The sequence below is a fragment of the Lentzea sp. NPDC036949 genome, from assembly GCF_055608075.1.
In genome coordinates this window covers 353,110-377,781 of sequence record NZ_JBVJRA010000004.1, presented here as the reverse complement: position 1 = coordinate 377,781, position 24,672 = coordinate 353,110, and the positions used below count along the sequence as shown (strand labels likewise).

Annotated in this window: 30 protein-coding genes; 20 read left to right on the top strand and 10 right to left on the bottom strand. The window is 70.5% G+C overall.

The features are described 5' to 3' along the window. Positions 1–3 precede the first annotated feature (3 nt). Positions 4–741, top strand: coding sequence for a peptidoglycan recognition protein family protein (locus ACZ7CD_RS14285; protein WP_470379016.1), 738 nt, complete (start codon positions 4–6; stop codon positions 739–741). Positions 742–875: 134 nt separating this feature from the next. Next, positions 876–1,523: a response regulator gene (locus ACZ7CD_RS14280; protein ID WP_065914918.1), complete on the top strand. Its 648-nt coding sequence runs from the start codon at positions 876–878 to the stop codon at positions 1,521–1,523. A 36-nt stretch (positions 1,524–1,559) separates the two neighbouring features. On the opposite strand, the gene ACZ7CD_RS14275 is transcribed toward ACZ7CD_RS14280, so the two are convergent. After that, on the bottom strand, positions 1,560–3,059 hold the full coding sequence (locus ACZ7CD_RS14275) for a tetratricopeptide repeat-containing diguanylate cyclase (protein WP_470379015.1): 1,500 nt from the start codon (positions 3,057–3,059) through the stop codon (positions 1,560–1,562). 44 nt (positions 3,060–3,103) lie between these two features. Beyond that, on the bottom strand, positions 3,104–3,736 hold the full coding sequence (bluB, locus tag ACZ7CD_RS14270; RefSeq protein WP_360385741.1) for a 5,6-dimethylbenzimidazole synthase: 633 nt from the start codon (positions 3,734–3,736) through the stop codon (positions 3,104–3,106). Positions 3,737–3,819: 83 nt separating this feature from the next. On the opposite strand from bluB, the gene ACZ7CD_RS14265 reads away from it, so the two are divergent. Further along, entirely contained in the window at positions 3,820–4,176 is a 357-nt protein-coding gene (locus ACZ7CD_RS14265; RefSeq protein ID WP_360385743.1) for a hypothetical protein, read from the top strand. On the opposite strand, the gene rpsR is transcribed toward ACZ7CD_RS14265, so the two are convergent. From rpsR to rpmB, 4 genes are read right to left on the bottom strand one after another with little or no spacing between them, the layout of a single operon-like run. Then, on the bottom strand, positions 4,124–4,357 hold the full coding sequence (gene rpsR / locus ACZ7CD_RS14260; RefSeq protein ID WP_360386651.1) for a 30S ribosomal protein S18: 234 nt from the start codon (positions 4,355–4,357) through the stop codon (positions 4,124–4,126). The genes ACZ7CD_RS14265 and rpsR overlap by 53 nt on opposite strands. Beyond that, entirely contained in the window at positions 4,351–4,644 is a 294-nt protein-coding gene (rpsN, locus tag ACZ7CD_RS14255) for a 30S ribosomal protein S14 (RefSeq protein ID WP_360385745.1), read from the bottom strand. Before rpsN ends, rpsR begins: the two co-directional genes overlap by 7 nt. After that, on the bottom strand, positions 4,644–4,811 hold the full coding sequence (gene rpmG / locus ACZ7CD_RS14250) for a 50S ribosomal protein L33 (RefSeq protein WP_065914914.1): 168 nt from the start codon (positions 4,809–4,811) through the stop codon (positions 4,644–4,646). Before rpmG ends, rpsN begins: the two co-directional genes overlap by 1 nt. Next, on the bottom strand, positions 4,811–5,041 hold the full coding sequence (gene rpmB, locus ACZ7CD_RS14245) for a 50S ribosomal protein L28 (protein WP_360385748.1): 231 nt from the start codon (positions 5,039–5,041) through the stop codon (positions 4,811–4,813). The genes rpmG and rpmB overlap by 1 nt, the downstream gene beginning before the upstream one ends. Positions 5,042–5,107: 66 nt before the next feature. On the opposite strand from rpmB, the gene ACZ7CD_RS14240 reads away from it, so the two are divergent. Genes ACZ7CD_RS14240 through rpmF form a run of 3 tightly spaced genes read left to right on the top strand, consistent with a single transcriptional unit; the run spans position 5,108 to position 6,401 of the window. Next, complete coding sequence (locus ACZ7CD_RS14240; protein ID WP_470374311.1) at positions 5,108–5,992, top strand: GTP-binding protein; 885 nt, start codon at positions 5,108–5,110, stop codon at positions 5,990–5,992. Next, positions 5,989–6,240 (top strand): type B 50S ribosomal protein L31, encoded by a 252-nt coding sequence (locus ACZ7CD_RS14235; protein ID WP_360385751.1) that lies wholly within the window; start codon positions 5,989–5,991, stop codon positions 6,238–6,240. Before ACZ7CD_RS14240 ends, ACZ7CD_RS14235 begins: the two co-directional genes overlap by 4 nt. Further along, positions 6,240–6,401, top strand: coding sequence for a 50S ribosomal protein L32 (gene rpmF, locus ACZ7CD_RS14230; RefSeq protein ID WP_470379014.1), 162 nt, complete (start codon positions 6,240–6,242; stop codon positions 6,399–6,401). Before ACZ7CD_RS14235 ends, rpmF begins: the two co-directional genes overlap by 1 nt. Here the strand turns inward: rpmF and ACZ7CD_RS14225 are convergent. Continuing rightward, positions 6,398–7,045: a histidine phosphatase family protein gene (locus ACZ7CD_RS14225; protein ID WP_360385755.1), complete on the bottom strand. Its 648-nt coding sequence runs from the start codon at positions 7,043–7,045 to the stop codon at positions 6,398–6,400. The genes rpmF and ACZ7CD_RS14225 overlap by 4 nt on opposite strands. A gap of 74 nt (positions 7,046–7,119) precedes the next feature. Between ACZ7CD_RS14225 and ACZ7CD_RS14220 the strand changes: the two genes are divergently transcribed. From ACZ7CD_RS14220 to lepB, 8 genes are all read left to right on the top strand, one after another. Beyond that, positions 7,120–7,440 (top strand): EthD family reductase, encoded by a 321-nt coding sequence (locus ACZ7CD_RS14220; RefSeq protein WP_458429470.1) that lies wholly within the window; start codon positions 7,120–7,122, stop codon positions 7,438–7,440. Further along, positions 7,437–8,252 (top strand): 3-hydroxyacyl-CoA dehydrogenase family protein, encoded by an 816-nt coding sequence (locus ACZ7CD_RS14215; protein WP_470379013.1) that lies wholly within the window; start codon positions 7,437–7,439, stop codon positions 8,250–8,252. The genes ACZ7CD_RS14220 and ACZ7CD_RS14215 overlap by 4 nt, the downstream gene beginning before the upstream one ends. Positions 8,253–8,262: 10 nt before the next feature. After that, complete coding sequence (locus ACZ7CD_RS14210; protein WP_360385761.1) at positions 8,263–9,432, top strand: GNAT family N-acetyltransferase; 1,170 nt, start codon at positions 8,263–8,265, stop codon at positions 9,430–9,432. Positions 9,433–9,501: 69 nt separating this feature from the next. Then, complete coding sequence (locus ACZ7CD_RS14205) at positions 9,502–10,263, top strand: nucleotidyltransferase domain-containing protein (RefSeq protein ID WP_470379012.1); 762 nt, start codon at positions 9,502–9,504, stop codon at positions 10,261–10,263. A gap of 19 nt (positions 10,264–10,282) precedes the next feature. After that, positions 10,283–10,894, top strand: coding sequence for a trimeric intracellular cation channel family protein (locus ACZ7CD_RS14200; RefSeq protein WP_360385765.1), 612 nt, complete (start codon positions 10,283–10,285; stop codon positions 10,892–10,894). Positions 10,895–10,975: 81 nt separating this feature from the next. Then, positions 10,976–11,671 carry a response regulator transcription factor gene (locus tag ACZ7CD_RS14195; protein ID WP_360385767.1) on the top strand — a complete coding sequence of 232 codons (696 nt, stop codon included), beginning with the start codon at positions 10,976–10,978 and terminating at the stop codon, positions 11,669–11,671. After that, on the top strand, positions 11,668–13,053 hold the full coding sequence (locus ACZ7CD_RS14190; protein WP_458429467.1) for a sensor histidine kinase: 1,386 nt from the start codon (positions 11,668–11,670) through the stop codon (positions 13,051–13,053). The genes ACZ7CD_RS14195 and ACZ7CD_RS14190 overlap by 4 nt, the downstream gene beginning before the upstream one ends. A gap of 9 nt (positions 13,054–13,062) precedes the next feature. Further along, on the top strand, positions 13,063–13,914 hold the full coding sequence (lepB, locus tag ACZ7CD_RS14185) for a signal peptidase I (protein WP_360385769.1): 852 nt from the start codon (positions 13,063–13,065) through the stop codon (positions 13,912–13,914). A 56-nt stretch (positions 13,915–13,970) separates the two neighbouring features. Here lepB and ACZ7CD_RS14180 read toward each other — a convergent pair whose 3' ends face one another. From ACZ7CD_RS14180 to ACZ7CD_RS14170, 3 genes are read right to left on the bottom strand one after another with little or no spacing between them, the layout of a single operon-like run. Further along, positions 13,971–14,873, bottom strand: a complete 903-nt coding sequence (locus ACZ7CD_RS14180) for a carbohydrate ABC transporter permease (protein ID WP_458429466.1) — start codon at positions 14,871–14,873, stop codon at positions 13,971–13,973. After that, positions 14,870–15,826: a carbohydrate ABC transporter permease gene (locus ACZ7CD_RS14175; protein ID WP_360385773.1), complete on the bottom strand. Its 957-nt coding sequence runs from the start codon at positions 15,824–15,826 to the stop codon at positions 14,870–14,872. The genes ACZ7CD_RS14180 and ACZ7CD_RS14175 overlap by 4 nt, the downstream gene beginning before the upstream one ends. Continuing rightward, a complete protein-coding gene (locus ACZ7CD_RS14170) occupies positions 15,823–17,130 on the bottom strand; it encodes an ABC transporter substrate-binding protein (protein WP_458429465.1) in 1,308 nt (435 codons plus the stop codon). Before ACZ7CD_RS14170 ends, ACZ7CD_RS14175 begins: the two co-directional genes overlap by 4 nt. Positions 17,131–17,381: 251 nt before the next feature. Between ACZ7CD_RS14170 and ACZ7CD_RS14165 the strand changes: the two genes are divergently transcribed. The 6 genes from ACZ7CD_RS14165 (at position 17,382) to ACZ7CD_RS14140 (ending at position 24,672) form a co-directional block, all read left to right on the top strand. Beyond that, complete coding sequence (locus ACZ7CD_RS14165; protein WP_470379011.1) at positions 17,382–19,364, top strand: beta-galactosidase; 1,983 nt, start codon at positions 17,382–17,384, stop codon at positions 19,362–19,364. A gap of 1 nt (position 19,365) precedes the next feature. Next, positions 19,366–20,163 carry a DeoR/GlpR family DNA-binding transcription regulator gene (locus ACZ7CD_RS14160; RefSeq protein ID WP_360385779.1) on the top strand — a complete coding sequence of 266 codons (798 nt, stop codon included), beginning with the start codon at positions 19,366–19,368 and terminating at the stop codon, positions 20,161–20,163. Next, positions 20,160–21,242: a galactose-1-phosphate uridylyltransferase gene (gene galT / locus ACZ7CD_RS14155; RefSeq protein WP_470379010.1), complete on the top strand. Its 1,083-nt coding sequence runs from the start codon at positions 20,160–20,162 to the stop codon at positions 21,240–21,242. The genes ACZ7CD_RS14160 and galT overlap by 4 nt, the downstream gene beginning before the upstream one ends. 66 nt (positions 21,243–21,308) lie before the next feature. After that, positions 21,309–22,877 carry a S1C family serine protease gene (locus ACZ7CD_RS14150; RefSeq protein ID WP_470374318.1) on the top strand — a complete coding sequence of 523 codons (1,569 nt, stop codon included), beginning with the start codon at positions 21,309–21,311 and terminating at the stop codon, positions 22,875–22,877. A gap of 224 nt (positions 22,878–23,101) precedes the next feature. Beyond that, positions 23,102–23,788, top strand: coding sequence for a response regulator transcription factor (locus tag ACZ7CD_RS14145; protein ID WP_360385785.1), 687 nt, complete (start codon positions 23,102–23,104; stop codon positions 23,786–23,788). 23 nt (positions 23,789–23,811) lie between these two features. Then, positions 23,812–24,672 carry a sensor histidine kinase gene (locus ACZ7CD_RS14140; RefSeq protein ID WP_360386657.1) on the top strand — a complete coding sequence of 287 codons (861 nt, stop codon included), beginning with the start codon at positions 23,812–23,814 and terminating at the stop codon, positions 24,670–24,672.

Below are 24,672 nucleotides of genomic sequence, written 5' to 3'. Positions count from 1 at the left end.
CTGATGTGGCGCAGATTACTTTCTGCCACGCCTATTGCGAAAGACCTTCGCATTTTTGGAACTGCTTCCGGATGCGCTGTATCGATCACGTATGCGACGAAGATCGGCATGATCCGCCGACGCACGCTCTTGACATCCCTCACCGCGACCGCCGCCGTCCCGGCCCTGTCCGCCACGCCCGCGACCGCGCAAGCCCCTGTTCAGATCTATTCCTGCGCCGACTGGGGTGCCCGCCCTCCGGGTGAAGGCATCGAGGTGGTGGTCCGAAAGCCGGAACGCATTGTGATTCACCATTCAACTTCCCCGAACCTCGACAACCAGTCGATAGGCCGGGCCTATGAGCACGCGCAGTGGATTCAGAACCTTCATATGGACCAAAACGGCTGGGTCGACTCAGGTCAGCACTTCTCGAACAGCCGCGGCGGGTTCGTCCTGGAGGGGCGGCACGGCAGCCTCAACGCCCTCGAGCTCGGCGACCGCATCGTGGTCGGCGCGCATTGTCCAGGTCAGAACGACTGCGCCATCGGAATCGAGAACGAAGGCCTCTACGTGGACGTCTCCCCGCCGCTGGCGCAGTGGGATTCACTGGTCGCCTTCTGCGCGCACCTGTGTTTCCGGTACGGCATTCCAACAGGTGAGATTTTCGGCCATCGGGACTTCATGGTCACTCAGTGTCCAGGTGATGCCCTCTATGCCCTGCTGCCGCGCCTACGCAGCGAAGTCACCGCGCTATTCCGGTAACTGTGAACGCCTCCCGCCATCTCGAAAAACGGTTACCACATGATGAGATAACTGAGAATTAACGTGACCTTCGGCGGTTGTACGCGAAGATCACGGCTCATGAGGGAGCACGGAACGCCAATGCGGGAGGCGTCGTGATCAAGGTTCTGCTGGCCGACGACGAGGACCTCGTCCGTTCTGGCCTTCGCATGATCCTGAGCAGTGTCGGGGACATCGAAGTCGTCGCCGAATGCGATGACGGGCACCTGGTGGCCGACCTGGCGCGCCAGCACCGTCCCCACGTGGTCCTGCTCGACATCCGGATGCGCACCTCGGACGGACTCGCGGCCCTGCGGCGGCTGCGGACCCTGCCGGAACCACCACGGGTGTGCATCCTGACCACGTTCGACGTCGACGAGTACGTCTCGGAGGCGTTGAGACTCGGGGCCTCCGGGTTCTTGCTCAAGGACACCGAACCGGAACAGCTCGTGAAGGCCGTGCGCGACCTCGCGCGCGGGGGAGCGGTGCTCGACCCCGGTGTCGCGGCCCGCGTCCTGGCCGCGGTCGCCGACGGTGAGCGGATGGCCGAGCCGGCCCGCCGGTTGCTGGCGTCGCTGTCGGAACGCGAGCGCGAGGTGCTCGTGCTGATCGGGCAGGGCATGTCGAACGCGGAGATCGGTGGCACGCTGCACCTGTCGGAGGCGACGGTGAAGGGCTACGTGTCGTCGGTGCTCGGCAAGATCGGCGCGGTCAACCGCGTGCAGGCCGCCCTGGTGGCCTACCGAGGTGGGCTGATCGCCTGAGGACGGGCTGGGCCGGGCTCCCGCACGGGGCCCGGCTCAGCCACCGGAAACGATCTCCTGCACCTCGTCGGCGGAGGGCTCGACCTCGACCCGGTTGCGGCCGTGCCGCTTGGCCCGGTAGAGCGCCATGTCCGCTGCCGCGAACAGCTGGTCGAGCTTCGCGGGGCCGGCCGCCACGCCGATGCTCACGGTCGGGCGGCGGACCGCGCCGAGCACCATGGTCCAGTCGTGGCCGTCGACGGCCGCGCGGATGCGTTCGGCCACGGTGGGGCCCACGTCCATGTTCGGGCCGGTGTCGCCGAGCAGCACCACGAACTCGTCGCCCGCCCAGCGGGCGACCAGGTCGTCGGAACGGCACTCGCGGCGCAGCAGCGCGGCGATCTCGCGCAGGGCGGCGTCGCCCGCGGCGTGACCGGCGTCGTCGTTCACGCCCTTGAACCAGTCCACGTCCACCAGCACCAGCCACGGAACCCGGCCGCGGGCCGCGGTCGACTCCAGCAGTGCCTGCGCCGCGCGTTCCAGGCCCAGGCGGTTGGCCAGGCCGGTCAACGGGTCGCGGGCCGCGGCTTCCTGGGCGGCCACCGCCAGGCGTTGCGCCTGGACGGCCACCCGGCGTTGTTCGAGCGCCTGGCCGAGTCCCTCCTGGAGGGTCTCGGTGGCGGTGCGGGCCGCGGTCATCGACCGGCGCAGCGCCTCGGCCTCCCCGACGGAGTCGCCCAGTGCGTGGCAGATGTCGGCGAGCTCGGTGGAGAAGCGCAGCAGCAGCGAGGTGTCGTTGATGCGCTCGGCGTTCGCCACCGCGCGGGCGGCGAACGTGCGGGCCTCGTCCAGCTCGTCCTTCTCGCGGCGGACCACGGCGAGGACCCAGTTGCCGACCGAGATGCCCCACAGGTCGGCGGCGTCGAGCGCCAGGCGCAGCGTCTCCTCGCCGAACTCGTCGGCCTTCTCCAGCTGGCCGACGCCCGCGAGGGAACGACCGCAGGCGCCCATCAGGGCACGGCGGATCTTCTCGTCCTTCACCAGCCCGAGGCCCTCCTCCAGGTGGGCGAGGGCCTCCTCGAAGATCGCCGGTGCGGCGGCGGGCGGACCGGAGCAGGCGCGGAAGTTCAGCGAGCCGCCGAGGCGCTGCAGGCAGCGCGCCAGGGTGTCGGTGTTGCCCGCGCGGCGGGCCACCTGCACCGACAGCCGCAGCATGTCGAGCGATGCCCGCCGGTTGCCGATGCCCTCCATGAGGTAGCCCAGGCCCGCCATGGTCTCGGCGACGGCGGGGCTGTCGGCGCGGTCGGTGTCGAGGTCGGTCCAGCCCTCCGCGGCCAGCTCCAGCGCGAGGGGGATGCGGCCGAGGCGCCACGCCATGACCGCGCGGTTCACCAGCACGGCCGACCGCACCCAGCGGTCTGCTCCGGGGGACACCTTGGTGACCACCTCGTCGAACAGGCTGTTGGCCTCCGGCTTGCGGCCAGCGTCGAGCAACGCGCGGACCTCCCGGTCCAGCCGCGGTACCTCGCCCGCTACCAGCGGATCGCGCTGCTCCACTCGTTCATCGACTCCGTTCCGACTCGCCGAGCGGCCCGCACAGGCTACCGGGTCGGTCGCGCCCCGTACCGATCGTGGTGCAGGACGTCATCGAGGGGTAGGCGGTTGCGCCAACCGTGACGTTCCAGATCAGGCGTGTCGGGCAGTGATCGGACCGGACCCACGCACAGCCACGCGACCGGGCGGACCCTCGTGGGGATGCCCAGCAGCCGGCGCAGCACATCCTCCCGGTAGAAGCTCACCCAGCCCACACCGAGGCCCTCCTCGGTGGCGGCGAGCCACAGGTTCTGGATGGCCAGGCACACCGAGTACAGCCCGGCGTCGGCGATGGCGTGCCGGCCGAGCACCGCGGGTGAGCCGCGGTCGGGGTCGTAGGTGACGACGATGCCCAGCGAGGACTCCAGGACGCCCTCGACCTTGATGCGGGAGAACGTCTCGGCGCGCTCGGCGTCCAGCGAGGCGGCGAACACGCTGCGCTCGGCCTGCACGTGGTCGCGGAACGCGCGGCGCACGGAGTCGTCGCGCACCAGCACGAAGTCCCACGGCTGGGAGAGCCCCACGCTGGGGGCGGCGTGGGCGGCGGTCAGCACGCGGCGCAGGACGTCGGGCGGGATCTCCGCACCGGTGAACTCCGCGCGGGTGTCGCGGCGGCGGTGCACAGCTTCGTACAGGTTCATTCGCGTGATCGTGCCTCACACGAAAGCACCAACTTCACACCGGAGAGGTGGCGCCGATCTCAACTTCGCGATATGGACCACGGATGACGAGAATGGCAGGTGGTTATGGCTCCGCCCTGGGTTTCGGCGCCGGGGTCGGTGTGACCGCGTTCACCGGTGCCTGGCCGGTGCTGGCGCTCGCCGGGCTGGCCGCGGTCGTGGTGGTCGTGTCGCTGCGCACGACGGTCCTCGGTGCCGCGCTGGCCGCGTTGCAGTGCTGGGGTCTGTACGCGACCTTCCTGGTCGGTGTTCGGGGCGATCTCACGGTCGACGAACACACGACCTGGGTGCTCGCGTTGCTGGTGCAGCTCGCCGCGCTGGCCTTCCTGGCCAGCGCGGCGATCCGCGTCATCGCCCTTGTGACGGGTACGGCAGCAAAGCCATCTCCCGTGCGTTTTTGACCGCGGTGGCGACCTGGCGCTGCTGCTGCGGCGTCAGGCCGGTCACCCGGCGCGACCGGATCTTGCCCCGGTCCGAGATGAACTTGCGCAGCAGCGCGACGTCCTTCCAGTCGACGACCGCCACGCCCTCCCTCGCGAGCAGGTTCTGCCTGCGCTTCGCAGGCCGCGGCGGCTTCACCAGCTGGCCTTCGACACGCCGGGGAGCTCGCCGCGGTGGGCCATCTCCCGCAGCCGCAACCGCGACAGCCCGAACGCGCGGAAGTAGGCGCGTGGCCGTCCGTCCACGACGTCCCGGTTGCGCAGCCGGGTCGGCGACGCGTCCCGCGGCAGCTTCTGCAGCCCCCGCAATGCTTCCGCGCGCGTCTCCGGGTGCCGCAGCATCTCCTTGAGCTCGGCGCGGCGGGACGCGTGGCGTGCCACGACCTCGCGCCGGCGCCGGTCGGCCGCGATCTTGGACTTCTTCGCCATCAGCGCTCCTCCTTGAAGTCGACGTGCTTGCGCGCCACCGGGTCGTACTTGCGCAGCACCAGCCGGTCCGGGTCGTTGCGGCGGTTCTTGCGGGTCACGTAGGTGAACCCGGTGCCCGCGGTCGACCGCATCTTGATGATCGGCCGGACGTCGTTGCCCTTCGCCATCAGACCTTCACCCCCTGCTTGCGCAGCTGGGCGACGACGGCCTCGATGCCGCGCTTGTCGACGGTCTTGACGGCCTTCGTGGACAGCGTCAGCGTCACGAACCGGTTCAGCGACGGCACCCAGTACCGCTTGCGCTGGACGTTCGGGTTCCAGCGCCGCCGCGTCTTGCGGTGCGAGTGCGAGACGCGGTTGCCGAAGCCGGGCTCACGGCCCGTCAGCTGGCAGCGCATTGCGTACCTCCCAGGTCGGAACAACACAGATTGAAACGACATTCGTTTTCAACTACGGTAGCGCACATGGAAACCGTTGTCGTCATGGTGGCGGGGCTGGTCGAGCACGACGTGGCCGTGCGGGTGTGGCGCGACCGGCCCGGATCGGTGCTGGTGCGGCACGTCGCCACGCCCACCGCGGTCCGGCGCTGGGTCGACGGCGTCGCCACCGAGGTCGACCTGCTGCACGGCTGCGTGTCCTGCACCGTGCGCGACGACCTCAAGGCGCTGCTCGAAGCACTCCGAGGTCACACGGTCGTGCTGCACCTGGACCCGTTGCTGGAACCGGACGTCGTGCGCCGCGACCTCGACGTGGACGTCGAGTGCGTGATCACCGTGCTGGACGCGGCGACCTGGCTGGACGACGCGCTGGGTGACGCCTCGGTGGTCAGCGACCAGCGCACGGTCGCCCAGGTCGTGGTCGCGCAGGCCGAGGCCGCCGACGTGCTGGTGCTGAAGGGCGACGCCGACGACCGCACCCTCGCCGTGCTCGACCGGCTGGCTCCCGGCGCGCACCGCTGCACGCCCGACACCGTGGAGGTCAGGCGCGGCACCAGGCCGCGGATGATCCCGCTCGTCCCCGAGTGCGGCGTCTCCACGGCGGTCTTCACCGCCGACCGCCCGTTCCACCCGAAGCGGCTCGACGACGCGCTGGACGCGTTGCTCGACGGCACGGTCGTGCGCTCGCGCGGCCGGCTGTGGGTCGCCGACGAACCGGACATCGCGCTGCACCTGGAGTCCGCGGGCGGTGGCCTGCACGTCGGCACCGGCGGGCCGCGCGAGGGCAGGACCACCCAGATCGTGGCGATCACCGTGGGCGAGCCGGACGGCATCACCGCGGCGTTCGCCGACGCACTGCTCACCGACGACGAACTGTCCTTCGTGGACTCGATCAGGAAGTTGCAGACATGAAGCCCGGCATCCACCCCGACTACCACCCGGTGGTCTTCCAGGACGCGTCCACCGGAAGGACGTTCCTGACCCGCTCGACCGCCACCTCGAACCGGACGGTCGAGTGGGAGGACGGCAACACCTACCCGTTGCTCACCGTCGACATCACCGCCGACTCGCACCCGTTCTGGACGGGCACGCAACGGCTCGTCGACACCGCGGGCCGGGTCGAGAAGTTCAACCGCCGCTACGGGAAGCGTGAGCGCTGATGGCCGTTCCCAAGCGCAAGACCTCGCGTTCCAACACCCGCCACCGCCGTTCGCAGTGGAAGGCCACCGCACCGGACCTGGTGCGCGTGAAGACGTTGGACGGCAAGGAACTCCTCGCCCCACGCCGTCTCGTCGCCGCCTACAAGCGCGGACTCCTCTAGTGGGCCAGCTGGGTCGTCCCGTCCGGTGAGTCGCGCCACTGGACGAACGGGCGATCCAGCCTCCACCGCGTCCCGTCGTGGTCGAGCACGCGGTGCTCGCACGTGTCCGGGTTGGACAGCGACTCGAACAGGTCGATGCTCCAGTCGAAGAACCTGCGGCACAGCAACCTGATCGTCAGCCCGTGCGACACGACCAGCACGGTCTTCGGGTGCTCCTCGTCCTCGTGCATCCGCACCGTGAGGCCGTCGAGGAACGCCGCCACGCGGTCGTCCACGTCCGCGCCGGACTCGCCGTTGGGCAACCGGAAGAAGAAGTGCCCGAACGCGTGCCGCTGGTGCTTGAGCACCTCCTGCTGCACCGGGTCCTGGAGGTTGCCCCAGTCCTGCTCGCGCACCCGCGGCTCGGTGACGACCCGCTCGGTGTCGAGGCCCAGCAGCTCGAACGTCCGCCTCGTCCTGCGGTACGGCGACACGTAGGCCGCGACCGGTTCGTCGCCGGCCAGCGCCCTGATCACCGGGCCGGCCGCGCGGGCCTGCTCCTCACCGGTCTCGGTCAGCGGCAGGGCGTGGTCGGGGATGCGGCAGTAGGCGAGCTCGTCGACGTTGCCGAGGCTCTGGCCGTGGCGCAGCAGGATGATCCGCACCTCTCCATCGTGCCCTGCGCCCGCGGGTGCCGTCGGCGTTACAGTGCTCGGCGAGTCGAGGAGGAAGCCGTCACATGATCAAGTACATCGCGCTGTACAAGAGGCCCGCCGACCCCGAGGGCTTCGACCAGAGGTACTTCGAGTCGCACCTGCCGATCGTCGCCTCCGTGCCCGGCCTGGTGCGGGCCGAGGTCGCGAGGGTGCAGCAGGTGTTCTTCGCCGGATTCCTGGGCGACACCGAGCCGCACCTGGTCGCCGAGATGTACTTCGAGTCCGCCGAGTCGATGAGGGCCGCCGTGCAGACGCCGGAGTGGGCCTCGTCGGGCGCCAACCTCGCCGAGATCGGCGGCATGGAGCTCGTGGCGATGTTCAGCGCCGAGGTGGTCGAACGGTGAAGGCCGTCGTCATCGGCGGCGGCACGATGGGCGCCGGCATCGCCCACGTGCTGCTCGCGGGCGGCCACCAGGTCACGCTGGCCGAGGCGGACGCCGAGCGGGCCGAACAGGGCGCGCGCACCGTCAAGCGGTCGCTCGACAAGGCGCAGGAGAAGGGCAAGCTCGCGGACGCCGGCGCGGTGTTCGCGAACCTGAGCACCGGTGAGCTGCCCGCGGACGCCGAGCTGGTCGTCGAGGCCGTGCCGGAGAACGTGCCGCTCAAGCAGCAGGTCCTCGGCAACGCCGCCCGGCGGTGCCCGGACGCGGTGCTCGCGTCCAACACCTCGTCGCTGTCGATCGCCGAGATCGCCGCGGGACTGCCCGGCGAACGCGTGCTGGGCATGCACTTCTTCAACCCCGTCCCGGTGCAGCAGCTCGTCGAGCTCGTCCACCACGACGGCGTCGACCCCGCCACCGTCGCCAAGGCGCGGACCTGGGCCGAACAGCTGGGCAAGACCGTCATCGAGGTCAGGGACTCGCCCGGCTTCGCGACGTCCCGGCTCGGCGTCGCGGTCGGCCTGGAGGCCATCAGGATGCTGGAGGAGGGGGTCGCCTCCGCGGCCGACATCGACACCGGCATGAAGCTCGGCTACCGCTGGCCGATGGGCCCGCTGGAGCTCACCGACCTGGTCGGGCTCGACGTGCGGCTGGCCATCGCCGACCACCTCGCGGCTCAGCTCGGACCGCGCTTCGCGCCGCCGCGGCTGCTGCGCGACAAGGTGGCGGCCGGTGAGCTGGGGCGCAAGACCGGCCAGGGCTTCTTCACCTGGTAGAGAGGTGCCCGTGCACATCCGTGAGTACGGCGAGGACGACCTGGACGCGGTGTTCCGGCTGCGGAGGGTCGCGTTCAACTCGACCGAGCGGCCGGAACGGCTGGTGCGCCCCGGCACGCACGGCCTGGTCGCCGAGGTCGACGGCCAGGTCGCCGGCGTCCTCGGCATCGGCGCGTACGCCCAGTTCTACGGCGGCGCCGCGGTCCCCATGGGCGGGATCGGCGGTGTCGCCGTGGACGGGTCGTTCCGCGGCAGGGGCGTCGCGGGCGCGCTGCTCGACGCGGCGCTGGGCGTCATGCGGGAGCAGGGTCAGGTCGTCTCCGCGCTGTACCCGACCGTGCCCGCGCTCTACCGGGGCTTCGGCTGGGAACGCGCGGGGCGCTTCGAGTGGGTCGAGCTGCCGATGGACCGGGTGCTCTCGATCCCCGGTCCTGCCGAGCGGGTCCCGGCGCGGCCCGCGCGGGAGAGCGACCTGGCGGCGATCCACGAGTGCTACCTGGAGGTGGCGCGGACCGTCGACGGCCTCGCCGACCGGCGGCCACCCCGGATCGACCCGGCCGAGGTGCTGGAGCTGGACGTCGTCACCGTGCTGCCGGGACCGGACGGGCTGCGCGGCTACCTCACCGCCAAGCGCGAACCCGGCGACGGCATGGGCCGGCTCAAGGTGTTCGACCTCGTCGGCGCCGACCTCGACGCCCAGCTGACGCTGCTCGCGTCGCTGAAGTCGTGGGCGGGCACGCTGGAGGCCGTCGACCTGCGGATCGTGGACCCGGCGACGGTCGACCTGCTCGGCGCGACCCCGGTGCGCCACTCGGTGCTGACCTCGACCTGGATGCTGCGGGTCGTCGACCTGCCCGCCGCCGTCGCCGCACGGGGCTGGTCGTGCACCGGCGACCCGGCCGCGGACCTGGCCGTGGACCTGGAGGTCGTCGACCCGCGGGCGCCGTGGCACGCCGGACCGTGCCGGATCGTCGCCTCGGACGGCGTGGTGCGGGTCGAACCGGGCGGATCGGGCGCGGTGCGGGTGCACGCCCGCGCGCTGGGACCGTGGTTCTCCGGCCTGCAGAACACGCACGCGCTGCGGCGGGCCGGGCTGCTCGAAGGCGACCCGGCGGACGCGGTGGCGCTGGACCGGCTCGTCGGCTCGGCGGGCGTGCCGCGGCTGGCCGACTTCTTCTGACGGCGCCGTTACCGGCCGTCCCGCATGTCACTCGTCGCCCGACCGCCCCCATCGGGTGACAATGGCGGCATGTCTGGGGAGATCAGGCGTGCGCAGTGGTACCCGAACGGGCACCCGCTGTGCCGGGACCGGGAACCGGTGGCCGCCGCGCGGGACCTGCTCGACGAGCACTTCGCGCTCGCACGGGCCGCGTTCCTCGGCGGCAGTGCCGCCTCCGGTGACTACACACCGAACTCCGACCTCGACCTCGTCGTGATCATCGACGGGCTGCGCGGCGCGTACCGGGAGACGTTCGTGCACCGCGGCTGGCCGGTCGAGCTGTTCTGCCACACCGTCGAGTCGTTCCTGGACTTCGTCGCCCGCGACACGAAGGAACGCCGCCCGCCGCTGCTGTACATGTGCGCGGAGGGGCTGATGATGCTCGACGCGGACGGCACCGGCGCGCGGCTGCGGGCCGAGGCGCGGCTCCTGCTCGACGCGGGCCCGCCGCCGCCGACCGTGACCGAGCTGGAGGACCGCCGCTACGCCGTCACCGACATGCTGGAGGACCTCGTCTCCGCGCGGGACGACGACGAGCTGCTGTTCGTCGCGGCGAAGCTGCTGACCGGCGCGGGCGAGCTGGCGCTGGTGGTGCGCAACCGGTGGCTCGGCCACGGCAAGTGGCTGCTGCGCCGGCTGCGCGACGCGGGCGAGGGCGAGCTCGTGGACGCCTACCGGGCGCTGGCGCGCGGCGGTGACCCGAAGTGGTTCGCGCAGTGCGTCGAACGCGTGCTGGCCGCTGCGGGAGGGCGGCTGGAGGCCGGTTACCGCAGGGAGGCGCCACCCCGGTGACCACGTACCCTTCTCGTCCGTGCTGCTCACCGCACTCGAGCTGATCGGGATCGCCGTCTTCGCCGCCTCCGGCGCGCTCGCCGCCGTGCGGGCCAGGCTCGACGTGTTCGGCGTCGTGATCCTGGCGCTCACCACGGCGCTGGGCGGCGGCATCGTGCGCGACGTCCTGCTCGGCGTGCACCCGCCCACGAGCCTGCGGACCTGGCCGTACCTGCTGGTCGCCGGCGTGACCGGGGTGCTCGTCTTCTGGTTCAGCCCGCAGGTGGCGAAGCTGCGGCGCTCGGTGCTGGTGCTCGACGCAGTCGGCCTGGGGCTGTTCGTCACCTCCGGCACGACGACCGCGCTCACCCTCGGCGCACCCCCGTACGCGGCGTGCCTGGTCGGCATGACCACCGGCATCGGCGGTGGCGCGTTGCGCGACTTGCTGCTGCGGGAGATCCCGTTGGTGCTGCGGCGGGAGATCTACGCCGTCGCCGCGCTGGCCGGAGCGGTGGTCGTGGCGGTCGGCGAGTGGGCGCGGCTGCCGAAGGGCCTGGTCGCGCTGGCCGGTGCGGTGCTGATCATCACCGTGCGGCTGGTGGCGCTGTGGCGGAAGTGGAACGCCCCCGTCGCGCGGGGCCTGGACGGCTGAGCGGCGGCTAACGCCGAACTCACACCCGCTGTTGAGGACCTTCTCAGGCGCCTCTCAGTTCCCTCGGCAAGACTGACCCACATGCGCATCCTCGTTGTCGATGACGATCGGGCGGTCCGGGAGTCGCTCCGGCGCTCGCTGCAGTTCAACGGCTACCAGGTCGAGACCGCCGGTGACGGCATGCAGGCACTGGAGTCGGTGACCGCCGCCAGGCCGGACGCGATGGTGCTCGACGTGATGATGCCGCGCCTCGACGGGCTCGAGGTGTGCCGCAGGCTGCGCAGCACCGGTGACGACCTGCCCATCCTCGTGCTCACGGCGCGGGACGCGGTGAGCGACCGGGTGTCCGGTCTGGACGCCGGTGCCGACGACTACCTGCCCAAGCCGTTCGCGCTGGAGGAGCTGCTCGCCCGGCTGCGGGCGCTGCTGCGGCGGGCCACCCACGACACCGAGGCCGCGTCCGGCTCCGCCGCCGTGCTGAGGTTCGCCGACCTGGAGCTCGACCCGTCCACGCGGGACGTGCGCCGCGGCGAGCGGCCGATCAGCCTGACCCGCACCGAGTTCGCGCTGCTCGAGCTCCTGCTGGCGCACCCGCGCCAGGTGCTCACCCGCGGCCGCATCCTGGAGGACGTGTGGGGATACGACTTCCCGACCTCGGGCAACGCGCTGGAGGTCTACGTGGGCTACCTGCGCCGCAAGACGGAGGCGGAGGGCGAGCCCCGGTTGATCCACACGGTGCGCGGGGTGGGCTACGTCCTGCGGGAGACGCCTCCGTGATCGCCGAACCCCAGGGACGGCTGCAACGGGCGTCGCTGCGGGCTCGGGTCACCTGGCTGGCGGCCTTCTGCGTCGCCGGCGCGGTCGCACTGGTGTCGTTCGGCGCGTACATGATCGTGCGCAAGAACGTCTACGACGCCCTGGACGAGAGCCTGCGCGAACGCGCCGTGGCCGTCGTCAACGGCGTGGCGATCAACGACGCCCAGGTGACGACGTACCCGGCGGCGTTCCTCGCGGCCGGTGACGTGCGGATGGGCCTGCTGTCCGGCTCGACCGGCACGTTGCGCTACCCGGAGAACTCGCAGGAGCCGCCGAACGCACCGCAGGCGCGCGAGGTCGCGCAGGGCCTGCGCAGCGACTTCCTGTGGACCGACTACAAGACGGACACGCGGGCGATCGCCGTCGGCTACCGCAACGGCTCGGCGATCGTGATCGCGCAGTCGCTGGAGCCGCAACGCGCCACGCTCGCGAAGCTCAGCATCGTGCTGCTGCTGATCGGCGGTGCCGGCGTGCTGCTCGCTGCCATCGCGGGCACGGCCGTGGCACGCACCGGTCTGCGGCCGGTGCAACGGCTGACCGAGGCCACCGAACGCGTCGCGAACACCGGTGACCTCACGCCGATCCCGGTCTCCGGCGACGACGAGCTGGCCCGGTTGACGCACAGCTTCAACGCCATGCTCGGCGCGGTCGCGGAGTCGCAGGAACGGCAACGCCGCCTGGTCGCCGACGCGGGCCACGAGCTGCGCACCCCGCTGACGTCGATGCGCACCAACCTGGAGCTGCTGCTCGCGTCGGAACGCCCGGATTCACCCACGTTGTCCGAAGAGGACAAGCGGGAGATCCAGTCCGATGTGCGCGCTCAGCTCGACGAGCTCACCACGCTCATCGGTGACCTGGTCGAACTGGCCCGTGAGGACGCACCTCAGGTCGTGCACGAGCCCGTCGACCTCGTGGAGGTCGTGGAACGGGCGCTGGACCGCGCCCGCCGCCGTGCCTCCGGTGCCGTCACCTTCGACGTGCGGCTGCAACCGTGGACACTTCTGGGTGATTCGAGTGCGCTCGAACGCGCGGTGCTGAACCTCCTCGACAACGCGGTGAAGTTCAGCCCCTCGGGCTCGGCGGTGCGGCTGGAGCTCCGCCAGCTCGGCGACGGCAGTGCCGCGGTGGAGGTGGCGGACGCGGGCCCCGGCATCGCGGATGCCGATCTACCTCACGTTTTCGAGCGGTTCTACCGTTCGTCGGAGGCGCGCACGCTGCCGGGTTCCGGGCTGGGGCTCGCCATCGTGAAGCAGGTCGCGCAACGGCACGGCGGCACGGCCACCGCGGGCAGGGCGCCCGAGGGCGGTGCCCTGTTCACGTTGCGCCTACCCGGACGTCCGTAAGGTGGGGGTGTGAGTCATCGCGTGAACGACGATTCTTCGTCGACCTGGGAGACGACCCCGCCGGCCGGGGACGGTCCTGCCGAACCCACGTCGCGCTTCTCCACGTCCGCGTCCCGGTCCTCCGCGCAGTCGTCGTCGTCCTCACCCGACGACGACTCGACGCCGGGGTTCTCGAAGAAGAAGCCGAAGAAGAAGCAGCCGTTCTGGAAAGAGCTGCTGGTCATCTTCGGCGTGGCGCTGCTGCTGACCGTCGTCATCCAGACGTTCATCGCGCGCGTGTTCGTCATCCCGTCGGCCTCGATGGAGACGACGCTGCACGGCTGCACGGGCTGCGTGAACGACAAGGTGCTGGTCGAGAAGATCACCTACCTGTTCCGCGACCCCCAGCCCGGTGACGTGATCGTCTTCCGCGGCCCGCCGAACTGGACCGGCGGCAAGCAGCCCCCCGGTTTCGTGCAGGGCACGCTGCAGGACCTCGGCTCGATGGTGAACCTCTCCGAGCCCAGCGGCACCGACTTCATCAAGCGCGTCATCGCCGTCGGCGGGCAGACCGTCGAGTGCTGTGACGACAAGGGCCGCGTCCTCGTCGACGGCAAGCCGCTGGACGAGCCGTACATCAACTTCGGTCCCGGCCCGAAGCAGCAGGAGACGTTCGAGAAGGTCACCGTTCCCGCGGGCAAGCTGTGGGTGATGGGCGACAACCGCAACAACTCGTCCGACTCGCGCAAGCACGGCGACCCGACGCCCGCCGACGGTGCGATCCCGATCGACAACGTCGTGGGCAAGGCGCGGGTGATCGTGATCCCGGTCAGCCGGTGGGGCACCATCTCGGACCACAACCCGCAGACCGGCGGCAAGTAGTCCGCACACGACAACGCCCCCGAGCCGATGGCCTGGGGGCGTTGCGCGTTGCCCGGTCAGCCCTTCGTCGACCCCAGCGTGAGGCCGCCGACGAACTGCCGTTGCAGCACGAAGAACACCACCAGCGTGGGCAGCGCGACCAGCAGAGAGCCGGCTGCGACGAGGTTGTTGTCGGTGAAGAACGTGCCCTTGAGGTTCTGCAGCGCCGAGGTGACAGGCATCTTGTCGCCGTCCTGGATCAGCACCAACGCCCACAGGAAGTCGTTGTAGATCCAGGTGAACTCCAGCGTCGCGAGCGCGGCGAGCACCGGACGGCACAGCGGCAGGGTGAGCTGCCAGTACTGCCGGAACACCGACGCGCCGTCCACGCGGGCGGCCTCGGTCAGCTCGTACGGGATGGTCTTCATGTAGTTCGACAGCACGAACGTGCAGAAGCCCATCTGGAACGCGATGTGGATCAGGATCACGCCGAGCGGGGAGTCGATCAGCGACTCGCTCTCCGACAGCCACGCCGGCAGCTCGATCAGCCGGTACAGCCGCCACAGCGGCGTCACGATCACCTGCTGCGGCAGCAGGTTGCCCGCCGTGAAGACCATCAGCAGCGCGATGTTGAACTTGAAGCTGAACCGGGACACGCCGAACGCGACCATCGAGCTGAGCACCAGCGTGACGACCAGCGCCGGGACGGTGATCAGGAACGTGTTCCAGTAGAAGTGCGGCAGGTCGCCGACCTCCCACGCCTTGGCGAAGTTGTCGAGCGTCAGCGACTTCGCGATGGAGAAGTAGCCGTTGACCGACGTGTCGTCGTAGGTGCGCAGCGAGGCGTAGACCGCCCACAGCAGCGGCGCCAGGGTCACCAGGCAGGTGAGGACCAGGAACACGTGCAGTGCGACCCGCGCGGGGGTCACCGGGTGCTTCTTCACGGCCGGCACCGAGGGCCGTTCCAGCGTGGCCGTCACGTCCGGTTCTCCTTGCTGAACACCTGGTACAGGTACGGGATGATGACGCCGAGCGAGATCGTCAACAGGATCACCGCGACCGCGGAGCCGCGGCCGATGCGGGAGGCCTCGCCGATGATGTTGTCGGTCACCAGCACCGACAGCAGCTCCAGTCCGTTGCGGCCCTTGTTGATGACGTAGACGATGTCGAACGCGCGCAGCGCCTCGATCACCGTCACGACGGCCACCACGATATTGACCGGCTTCATCACCGGGAAGGTGACGCGGAAGAACGTCTGCGCCGCCGACGCGCCGTCCAGTGCCGCGGCCTCCTTGAGCGCCGGGTCCACCGCCTTCAGGCCCGCCAGGTACAGCAGCATGATGTAGCCGGTGTGCCGCCACGCCGCCGCGACGAGCACCGCGTACAGGTTGATGTCCGAGTCGCCGATGAAGTCGACCGGGTTGTCCCCGAGCCCCAGCAGCGAGTTGAGCAGGCCGCCGTCGGGCGTGTAGATCAGCTGCCAGATGAAGCCGACCAGCGCGAGCGACAGCACCATCGGCATGTACAGCGCGCTCTGGTAGACCCGGCTGAACCGCAGCTCGCGGTCGAGCAGCACGGCCAGCAGCAGACCGGCGCAGGTCGGGACGACCAGCAGGAACGCCAGCCACACCAGGTTGTGCTGCACCGCGGGCCAGAACCGCGGGTACTCGGTGAAGATCTCGGCGTAGTTCCCGACACCGATCCACTCGATGTCCTCGAAGCCGCCGATGCCGTTCCACTTGCTGAACGACAGCGCGACCGAGCCCAATGCCGGGACCCACACGAACATGAGGTGCACGAGCGTGGGGATGCCGAGCATGAGCGCCAGCACCAGCTTGTCCGTGCCCGCCAGCGCGGTGGCGCGCTTCCCACGCCGGCGAGGCGGCGGCCCGCTGGGGACCACCGCCTTCGGCTTCTCCTGGACCGCGGTCACTTGAAGATGTTCTTCGCCTGGTCGGCCATGCCCTTGAGCACGGAGTCGACGCTGTTCGGGTCCTTGATGAACGCGATCAGCCCGTTGGTCGCCGCCTCGCTCGCGAAGCCGGGGTCGGTGTCGCGGTCGAGGAACTGCGTGATGTGCTTGGCGTTCTTGATGGTGTCCGCCACCTTCTTCTGCAGCGGGCTGTAGCTCGCCTGGTCCGCCTTCTGGTTGGTCGCGACCGCGGTCGGGTCGGCCTTGAGGTAGGCGAGCTGCGGTTCGGCGGAGGACAGGTATTCGAGGAGCTTGAGCGCGCCCTCGGAGTTGGCCGGCTTCTTCGCCATCAGGTAGCCGTCGATCGGCGCCTCGACCGTGTCGGTGCCGTGCGCGGGGTTGATCTCCGGGAACGGGAAGAAGTCGAGGTCGGCCTTGTCGGCGTCGGGGAACTGCTGGCCCACGAACGCGCCCAGCAGGTACATGCCGGACTTCTTCTGCTGCAACGTCTGCGCGGCTTCCTGCCACTCGCGGCCGAGCGCGTTCTCCTGGTGGAACGGCAGCAGCCGCTTCCAGGTGTCGAAGACGTCCTTGACCCGCTTGTCCTGCCAGTCCTCCTTGCCGGCCAGCAGGTCGACGTGGAACTGGTAGCCGTTGATGCGGAAGTTGAGCTGGTCGAACGTGCCCATGCCCGGCCAGCCCTGCTTCTGCGCGAAGGCGATCGGGATCAGGCCGTCCGCCTTCATCCTCGTGGACAGCGCCACGAGCTCGTCGAGCGTCTTGGGCACCTCGTAGCCGCGCTCCTGCCACAGGCTCTTGCGGTAGAACATGCCCCACGCGTACTGGGTGAACGGCACGAAGTACTGCTTGCCGTCGGTGCCGGTGGAGGCCTGCTTGAGCGCGTCGGAGTAGTTGCCGCCGACCTTGCCCCACAGGTCGCTGAGGTCGCCGGTCAGGCCCTGGTCGGCGAAGAACCGCATCCGGTAGCCGGCGAACCACGCCAGTACGTCGTCCGGCTTGCCCTGCAGGTAGTTGTTGATCTGCTCCTGGTACTGCTCGTGCTGCTTGGTGTTGATCGTGACCGACAGGCCGCCCGAGCTCGCCTCGAACGCCTTCAGCGCCGCGGTGATCGCGTCCTTCGGCACCTGGTCGCTGAGGTTGTTGCCGAACGTCACGACCTTCGAGTCCGCACCGGAGCCCGAGCCGCCGCCGCAGGCCGCGAGGCCACCGGTGGCGGCGACACCCGCACCGGCCAGCATGACGCGCAGCATGGTGCGCCTGCCGAAGTGCGGCAGGGGAGTGGAACCCGACGCGTACCGAACCATCATCGCTCCTACAGGTGACACTCGCTCGTGCGAACCGAACAGGACTCCAACAAAGTTGCGCACAATGTGGTCCCAGCCACACAGCATGTCAAGTCCCGTTACGGAGCTGTTAAACCAGTGCACACGCAGTGCACGCGCTGTGTCCGGACCGTTCCCGGTACTCGTTGCGGTCAACCGCCGAACAGAGCCAAACGCGAAGTGTTGTTTGCTTGTGTTGACGTTGGGGGTTGTTGTCGGCCACGCTTGCCGCCGTGACGACTTGGCCCACGGGCATGCCAGGCCTCGGCTGGGGTGCCGACTACAACCCCGAGCAGTGGCCGGAACACGTCTGGGCGGAGGACGTCGAGCTCATGCGCGGGGCCGGGGTCAACCTGGTCAGCGTCGGGATCTTCTCCTGGGCGAAGATCGAGGTCAGCAAAGGTGAGTACCGGTTCGGCTGGCTCGACCGGGTGCTCGACCTGCTGCACGACAACGGCATCCGCGCCGACCTCGCCACCGCCACCGCCGCACCCCCGCCGTGGCTGACGACCGAGTACCCCGAGATGCTCCCCGTCCGCGCGGACGGCGTGCGGCTCTCGCACGGCTCACGGCAGGCCTACTGCCCGTCGTCGCCGGTCTACCGCGACCGGGCGACGGCGCTCGCGGCCGAGATGGCCGGGCACTACCGCGACCACCCGGCGCTGGCCGCGTGGCACGTCGGCAACGAGTACGGCTGCCACGTCAACCGCTGCTACTGCGACACGTGCGCGGCGTCGTTCCGCGAGTGGCTGGCCGCCCGCTACACGCTCGACCAGCTCAACGACGCGTGGTCCACGGCGTTCTGGAGCCAGGGCTACACCGACTTCGCGCAGGTCCTGCCGCCGCGGGTGACGCCGACGTTCGCGAACCCCGCGCACGTGCTCGACTTCGACCGCTTCAGCGACGACGCGCTGCTGGAGCTCTACAAGGCCGAGCGCGACGTGCTGCGGATGATCACGCCGGACGTGCCGGTCACGACCAACTTCATGGTCAACTGGACGTTCGGCGCGCTGGACTACTGGAAGTGGGCGCGCGAGGTCGACTTCGTCTCCAACGACCACTACACGCAGGCGGAGTCGCCCGACCGGCACGTCGAGCTCGCGATGTCCGCCGACCTCACCCGCGGGCTGGCCGGCGGCAGGCCGTGGCTGCTGATGGAGCAGTCGACGTCGGCGGTCAACTGGCAGCACCGCAACATCGCGAAGCTGCCCGGCGAGATGCGCCGGCACTCGTTCCAGCACGTCGCGCACGGCGCGGACGGGACGCTGTTCTTCCAGTGGCGGCAGTCGCGCGGCGGCAGCGAGCGCTACCACTCGGCGATGGTCCCGCACGCCGGCCCGGACACCGAGGTCCACCGCGAGGTCCGCCAGGTCGGCGCGGAGTACGCGAAGCTGGCCGACGTCGTCGGTTCCACTGTGGACGCCGCGGTGGCGGTGCTGTTCGACTTCCAGTCCGGCTGGGCGCTGCGCCAGGACGCGCACCCCACCGCGGACTTCGACCACTGGCAGCACGTCTTGGGTTACTACAGGGCGCTCTGGCAGGCCGGCGTCACCGTCGACTTCGTCGCGCCCGGCACGAACCTCTCGAAGTACTCCCTGGTCGTGGTCCCGGCGTTCTACGCGGTGTCCGACGCGCACGCGGCGGTGGTCGCGGATTACGTGGCCGGCGGCGGTCACGTCCTGGTGACCTACCTGTCCGGGGTCACCGACGAGCACACGCGGGTGCGGCTGGGCGGCTACCCCGGTGCGTTCCGCGACGTGCTGGGCGCGTACTCGGAGGAGTTCTTCCCGCTGCGGCAGGGGGAAACCGTCTCGCTGACCGACGGGTCGACCTGCTCGTTGTGGACCGAGCACCTGCACACCCGCAGCGCCGAGGTCGTCGCCTCCTACGCCGACGGGCCGCTGCCGGGCGTCGCGGCGGTCACGCGGAACGCGTTTGGGAACGGCGTCGCGTGGTACGTCGCATGTGACCTCGACGAGGCAGGTCTCCGCCGAACGGTGGAAAGCGCGCTTTCCGGTGCGGGGGTCGCGGTGTCACGGACCGGGATCGAGCTCGTGCGGCGGCACGGGGCCGTATCGTGGCTCTTCGCCGTCAACCACACCGACACCGACGCGGAGATCGAGGCGTCCGGTGTCGACGTGGTGTCCGGCACGCAGGTCTCCGGGCGCCTCACCGTGCGGGCCGGGGACGTCGTCGTCCTCAGGGAAGAGGTGTGAGGTGCTGGCACGTCAACGGCAAGCGGTGATCCTGGAAGAGGTCAGGCGGACGGGAGCGGTGCGCGTCAGCGACCTGGTCGTCCGCCTCGGCGTCTCCGACATGACCGTGCGCCGCGACCTCGACGTGCTCGCCTCCCGCGGACTGGTGGAGAAGGTCTACGGCGGCGCCACCACGGTGGTCGGCCGCTCGACCGACGAGCCCGGGTTCGAGGCGAAGTCGGTCCGGCAGCTGCCGGAGAAGGAAGCGATCGCGGCCCAGGCCGCGGGCCTCGTGCGGCCGGGGACCGCCATCGGCCTGTCCGCGGGCACCACGACGTGGACGTTGGCCAGGTTCCTCGACGACATCCCCGACCTGACGGTCGTCACGAACTCGATCCGGGTCGCGGACGTGCTGCAGCAGAGCGGGCGCACCGACCGCACGGTGGTGCTCACCGGTGGCGTGCGCACGCCGTCCGACGCGCTGGTCGGCCCGGTGGCCGTGCAGGCGCTGCGGTCGCTGCACCTGGACGTGGTGTTCCTGGGCGTGCACGGCATGGCCGAGCGCTCCGGCTTCACCACCCCGAACCTGAACGAGAGCGAGACGGACCGCGCGCTGGTCGACGCCGCGGGCCGGGTCGTGGTGGTCGCCGACCACACCAAGTGGGGCACCGTGGGCATCTCCACGATTGCCGATCTCGACGAGGCGGACGTGCTGGTGACCGACGAGGGTCTGCCGGACGCCGCGCGCGCAGTGCTCGCCGAGCAGGTGGGCGAGATGGTGCTGGCCCATGTACCGGGAAGTGGCGAGGAGTTGGCGTGAGGCGTACCGCGGGGAAGCTGGCGGACGGCCGGGAGATCATCTACTTCGACGACAGCGCTGAGGCACCACCGCGGGTCGCGGCGGACACGCGGGACCTGCCCGCGACCCAGCCGATGTCCGAGGTGCGGCTGGACCCGTTGACCCGCGAGTGGGTCGCCATGGCGGCCCACCGGCAGACGCGGACCTACAAGCCGCCGGCCGACCTGTGCCCGCTGTGCCCGTCGACACCGGGGCGGCCCACCGAGATCCCCGAGGCCGACTACGACGTCGTCGTGTTCGAGAACCGGTTCCCGTCGCTGGCGCAGAACGTGCCGGACGTGCCGTCCACTGTGGATGGCGAGGAGCTGTTCGTGCGCGCGCCGGGGCGTGGGCGGTGCGAGGTCGTGTGCTTCACCTCGGACCACGGCAAGTCGTTCGGCGAGCTGTCCGAGTCGCGCGTGCGGACCGTCGTCGACGCGTGGGCGGACCGCGTCGCCTTCTTGTCAACGTTGCCAGGGGTCGAGCAGGTCTTCCCGTTCGAGAACCGCGGCGAAGAGATCGGCGTGACGCTCTCGCACCCGCACGGGCAGATCTACGCCTACCCGTTCGTGACGCCGCGGACCGAGCGGATGCTCTCGGCGGCGCTGGACTACCACGAGCAGCACGGGCGGCCGTTGTTCGGCGACGTGCTGGAGGCGGAGCTCCGCGCGGGCACGCGGGTGGTGGAGGAGTCGGCGCACTGGGTGGCGTTCGTGCCCGCCGCGGCGCGGTGGCCGGTCGAGGTCGTGCTGGCACCCCGCCGCCAGGTGCCCGACCTGGCCGCTCTGTCCTCTGTGGAGCGTGACGGCCTGGCCGCGCTGTACCTGAAGGTGCTGCACCGCCTGGACGCGCTCTACGACCGGCCGCTGCCCTACATCGCGGCCTGGCACCAGGCGCCGGTGAACGCCGGTCGCGCGGAGATGTGGCTGCACCTCCAGGTGTTCTCGGTGCTGCGGACCAAGGACAAGCTGAAGTACCTCGCCGGCTCCGAGTCCGGCGAGGCGGTGTGGATCAACGACGTGACGCCGGAGCAGATCGCGGAGCGGCTGCGCGCGCTCTGAGGAACCCTCACGGACCTCAAAGGCTGGTTTAAGGCTGCTCTCAGGACGGCACCCGACACTATGGGTATGACCGAGAGCAACGAGCCAGCGCAGCAGCCGGACGAGTCCCGCTCCGTGCCGCCGACCGCCGGTCACCCCGACTCCGGTGCGCGGGAGCAGGGCCCGCAGCCGCCGGAACCCGGCCAGCCGGATCCTTTGCAGGGGGGATCCGGCCAGGCCGGGACAACTTCTCCACCGGCCCAGCCGCAGGTGCACGCACCTGACGCGGGCCAGGCGCAGCTCGGCGGGTCCGGACCCGGCCGGCAGCAGTTCCCGCCCACCGGGTCCGGCCAACTTCCCCCGGCGCACCCGCTGGGGCTGGGGAGCACCACCGCGCAGTTCGACACCCCCGGTCAGCCGGGTCCGTTCAGCCCTCCCGGTCAGCACGGCCAACCCGGTGAGCACGGTCAGCCGGGCCAGCCGGGTCCGTTCGGCCCGCCCGGTGAGCACGGTCAGCCCGGTCAGCCCGGGACCGGTGCCTTCTACCTCCCGCCCGGCTACCAGTCGTCGGTGCCGAACCGCCCGAAGGGCCGCGGCAAGGTCGTGGCCGGTGTGGCGGCGTTGATGCTGCTGGTCGGCGGTGCCTCCGGCGGTGTCGGCGGCTACCTCGGGTACACGTTCGCCAACGAGTCGTCCGCGGTGAGCTCGCTCGACACCCCGCGCCCCGCCTCGCAGACGAGCAACGCGGCCCCCGGCTCGGTCGAGGAGGTCGCGGCGAAGATGCTGCAGTCCGTCGTGCAGATCCAGGTCGTCACGCGGTCCGGTGCCGGCGAGGGCTCCGGGTTCGTGATCTCCAGCAACGGTCAGGTCGTGACGAACAACCACGTCATCGAGGGCGCGGCGAGCGGCGGCAGCATCAAGGTCGTCTTCCAGGACGGCAAGACCGCCACCGCCAAGATCCTCGGCCGCGACCCCAGCTCCGACATCGCCGTGATCCAGGCCGACGGCGTCTCCGGCGCCCCGGTCGTGCAGCTCGGCAACTCCGGTGACCTGAAGATCGGTCAGAGCGTCGTCGCCATCGGCTCGCCGTTCGAGCTGTCCGGCACCGTCACGTCCGGCATCGTCAGCTCGCTCAACCGGCCGGTCTCCGCCGGCGGCGACGCCCGCAACTCGCAGGCCACCGTGCTGAACGCCATCCAGACCGACGCCGCGATCAACCCCGGCAACTCCGGCGGCCCGCTGGTGAACATGCAGGGCCAGGTCGTCGGCATCAACAGCGCCATCTACAGCCCGAACTCCGCGGGCGGCCAGGCCGGTTCGGTCGGCATCGGCTTCGCCATCCCGATGGACCAGGCCCGCCGCACGATCGACGAGATCGTGAAGACCGGCAAGCCCAAGCAGACCGTGCTCGGCGTCGAGGTCCGCGAAGCCCAGGACGGCGGTGCCCAGATCAGCAAGGTCACCTCCGGCGGTGCCGCGGAGCAGGCCGGCCTGAAGGAGGGCGACGTCATCACCAAGTTCGGCGACCGCCGCATCGACAGCTCGGACACCCTCGTGGCCGCCGTCCGCTCCAAGGCGCCCGGCGACAAGGTGACCGTGACGCTGTCGGACGGCAAGACCGTGGAAGCCACCCTCGGCGGAGTCGAGGTGGGGTAGGTCGGGGGCACGCCCGGCTCGGACAACCGCCCGTCCGAGCCGGGCGTGACGACCCGGAGGCCACATCTGCACGCACCTGCCCCGCGCGCAGATGTGGCCCCCTTCTTTCAGGTCACGCGGGAGTCCCGCGTGCCCCACAGGGGAACGCGGGACTCCCGCGTGACCTGATTACGGAGTGCTGACGGGTGCGGGTGACGGGGTCGTTCGTGGCCTAGCGTGGTGACGTGGTGGAACGGGTGCTGGTCGTCGAGGACGACACGACGGTGCGGGACGTGGTGCGCCGGTACCTCGAACACGCCGGGTACGAGGTGGAGCTCGCCGGCGACGGGGAACAGGCGTTGCGGGTGCTCGCCGTGCGGGAACCGGACATCGTGGTGCTGGACCTGATGCTGCCCGGCATCGACGGCCTCGAGGTGTGCAGGCGGATCCGCGAGCGCGGGGCGACACCGGTGGTGATGCTGACGGCGCTGGGCGAGGAGGAGGACCGGATCGCCGGGCTGCAGATCGGCGCGGACGACTACGTCACGAAGCCGTTCAGCCCGCGCGAGCTGGCGTTGCGCGTGAGCTCGGTGCTGCGCAGGGCCAACCGCGCCTACGAACCGCGCACGGTCCGCGACGGCGACCTCGTGCTCGACCTGGCCGCGCACACGGCGACGTTGAACGGCATGCCGTTGCAGCTGACGACCCGCGAGTTCGACCTGCTGGCGTTCTTCATCGGCAACGCCGGCCGCGCGTTTGGCCGCGCCGAGCTGCTGGAACGCGTGTGGGGCTGGCAGTTCGGCGACCAGTCGACCGTGACCGTCCACGTGCGACGGCTGCGGGAGAAGATCGAACAGGACCCGGCACGGCCCGTGCGGCTCAGCACCGTGTGGGGCGTCGGCTACCGGTACGACCCGTGTTCGACCGGCTGAGCCGCGTCTCGCTGACGAGCGCGATGACCGTCATGGTCATCGTGCCGGTCGTGGCGACCATCGCGGGCGTGCTGATGGTCAGCGGCTTCATGTTCACGCCGATGCTGACCGCGACCCTGCTGGCGTGCGCGCTGGTGGCCGTCGTGACGGTGCCGTTCTCGATCATGCTGGGCCGCGCCATCGCCCGCCGCAGCGTCTGGGAACGCGAGGCGGAGGCCCAGCGGCGCCAGCTGGTGGCGTGGATCAGCCACGACCTGCGCACGCCCCTGGCGGGCATCAGGGCCATGACGGAGGCGCTGGAGGACGGCGTCGTGTCCGAACCGGGCGAGGTCGCCGTCTACGCGAAGCAGATCGCCCAGGAGGCCGACCACCTGTCGAAGATGGTGGACGACCTGTTCGAGCTCTCCCGCATCACCGCGGGCGCCCTGAAGCTCACGCTGCACGACGTGCGCCTGGCCGACGTGGTGAGCGACGTCGTGGCCGCCTCCGCTCCGGTGGCCGCGCTGAGGGGCGTGGAACTGCGCGCCGACGCCCGTGAATGGCCGGTCGTCCGCGGCACCGAACCGGAGCTGATGCGGGTCGTGCGCAACCTCGTGTCGAATGCGATCCGCCACACCCCGCAGGGCGAGGCGGTGGCCGTGCAGGTCGATGTGGACGGACCCGATGCGGTGGTGCGGGTCGACGACGCGTGCGGCGGCATCCCCGCCGACGTGCTGCCGCAGGTCTTCGACGTGGGCTTCCGCGGCGCCGTCCACCGCAACCCGGTGGGCGCGGGCCTGGGCCTCGCGATCGCCCGCGGCCTCGTCGACGCCCACCACGGCCGCATCGGCGTCGAGAACCACGGTCCTGGCTGCCGCTTCGAAGTCCGACTCCCGCTACGGTGA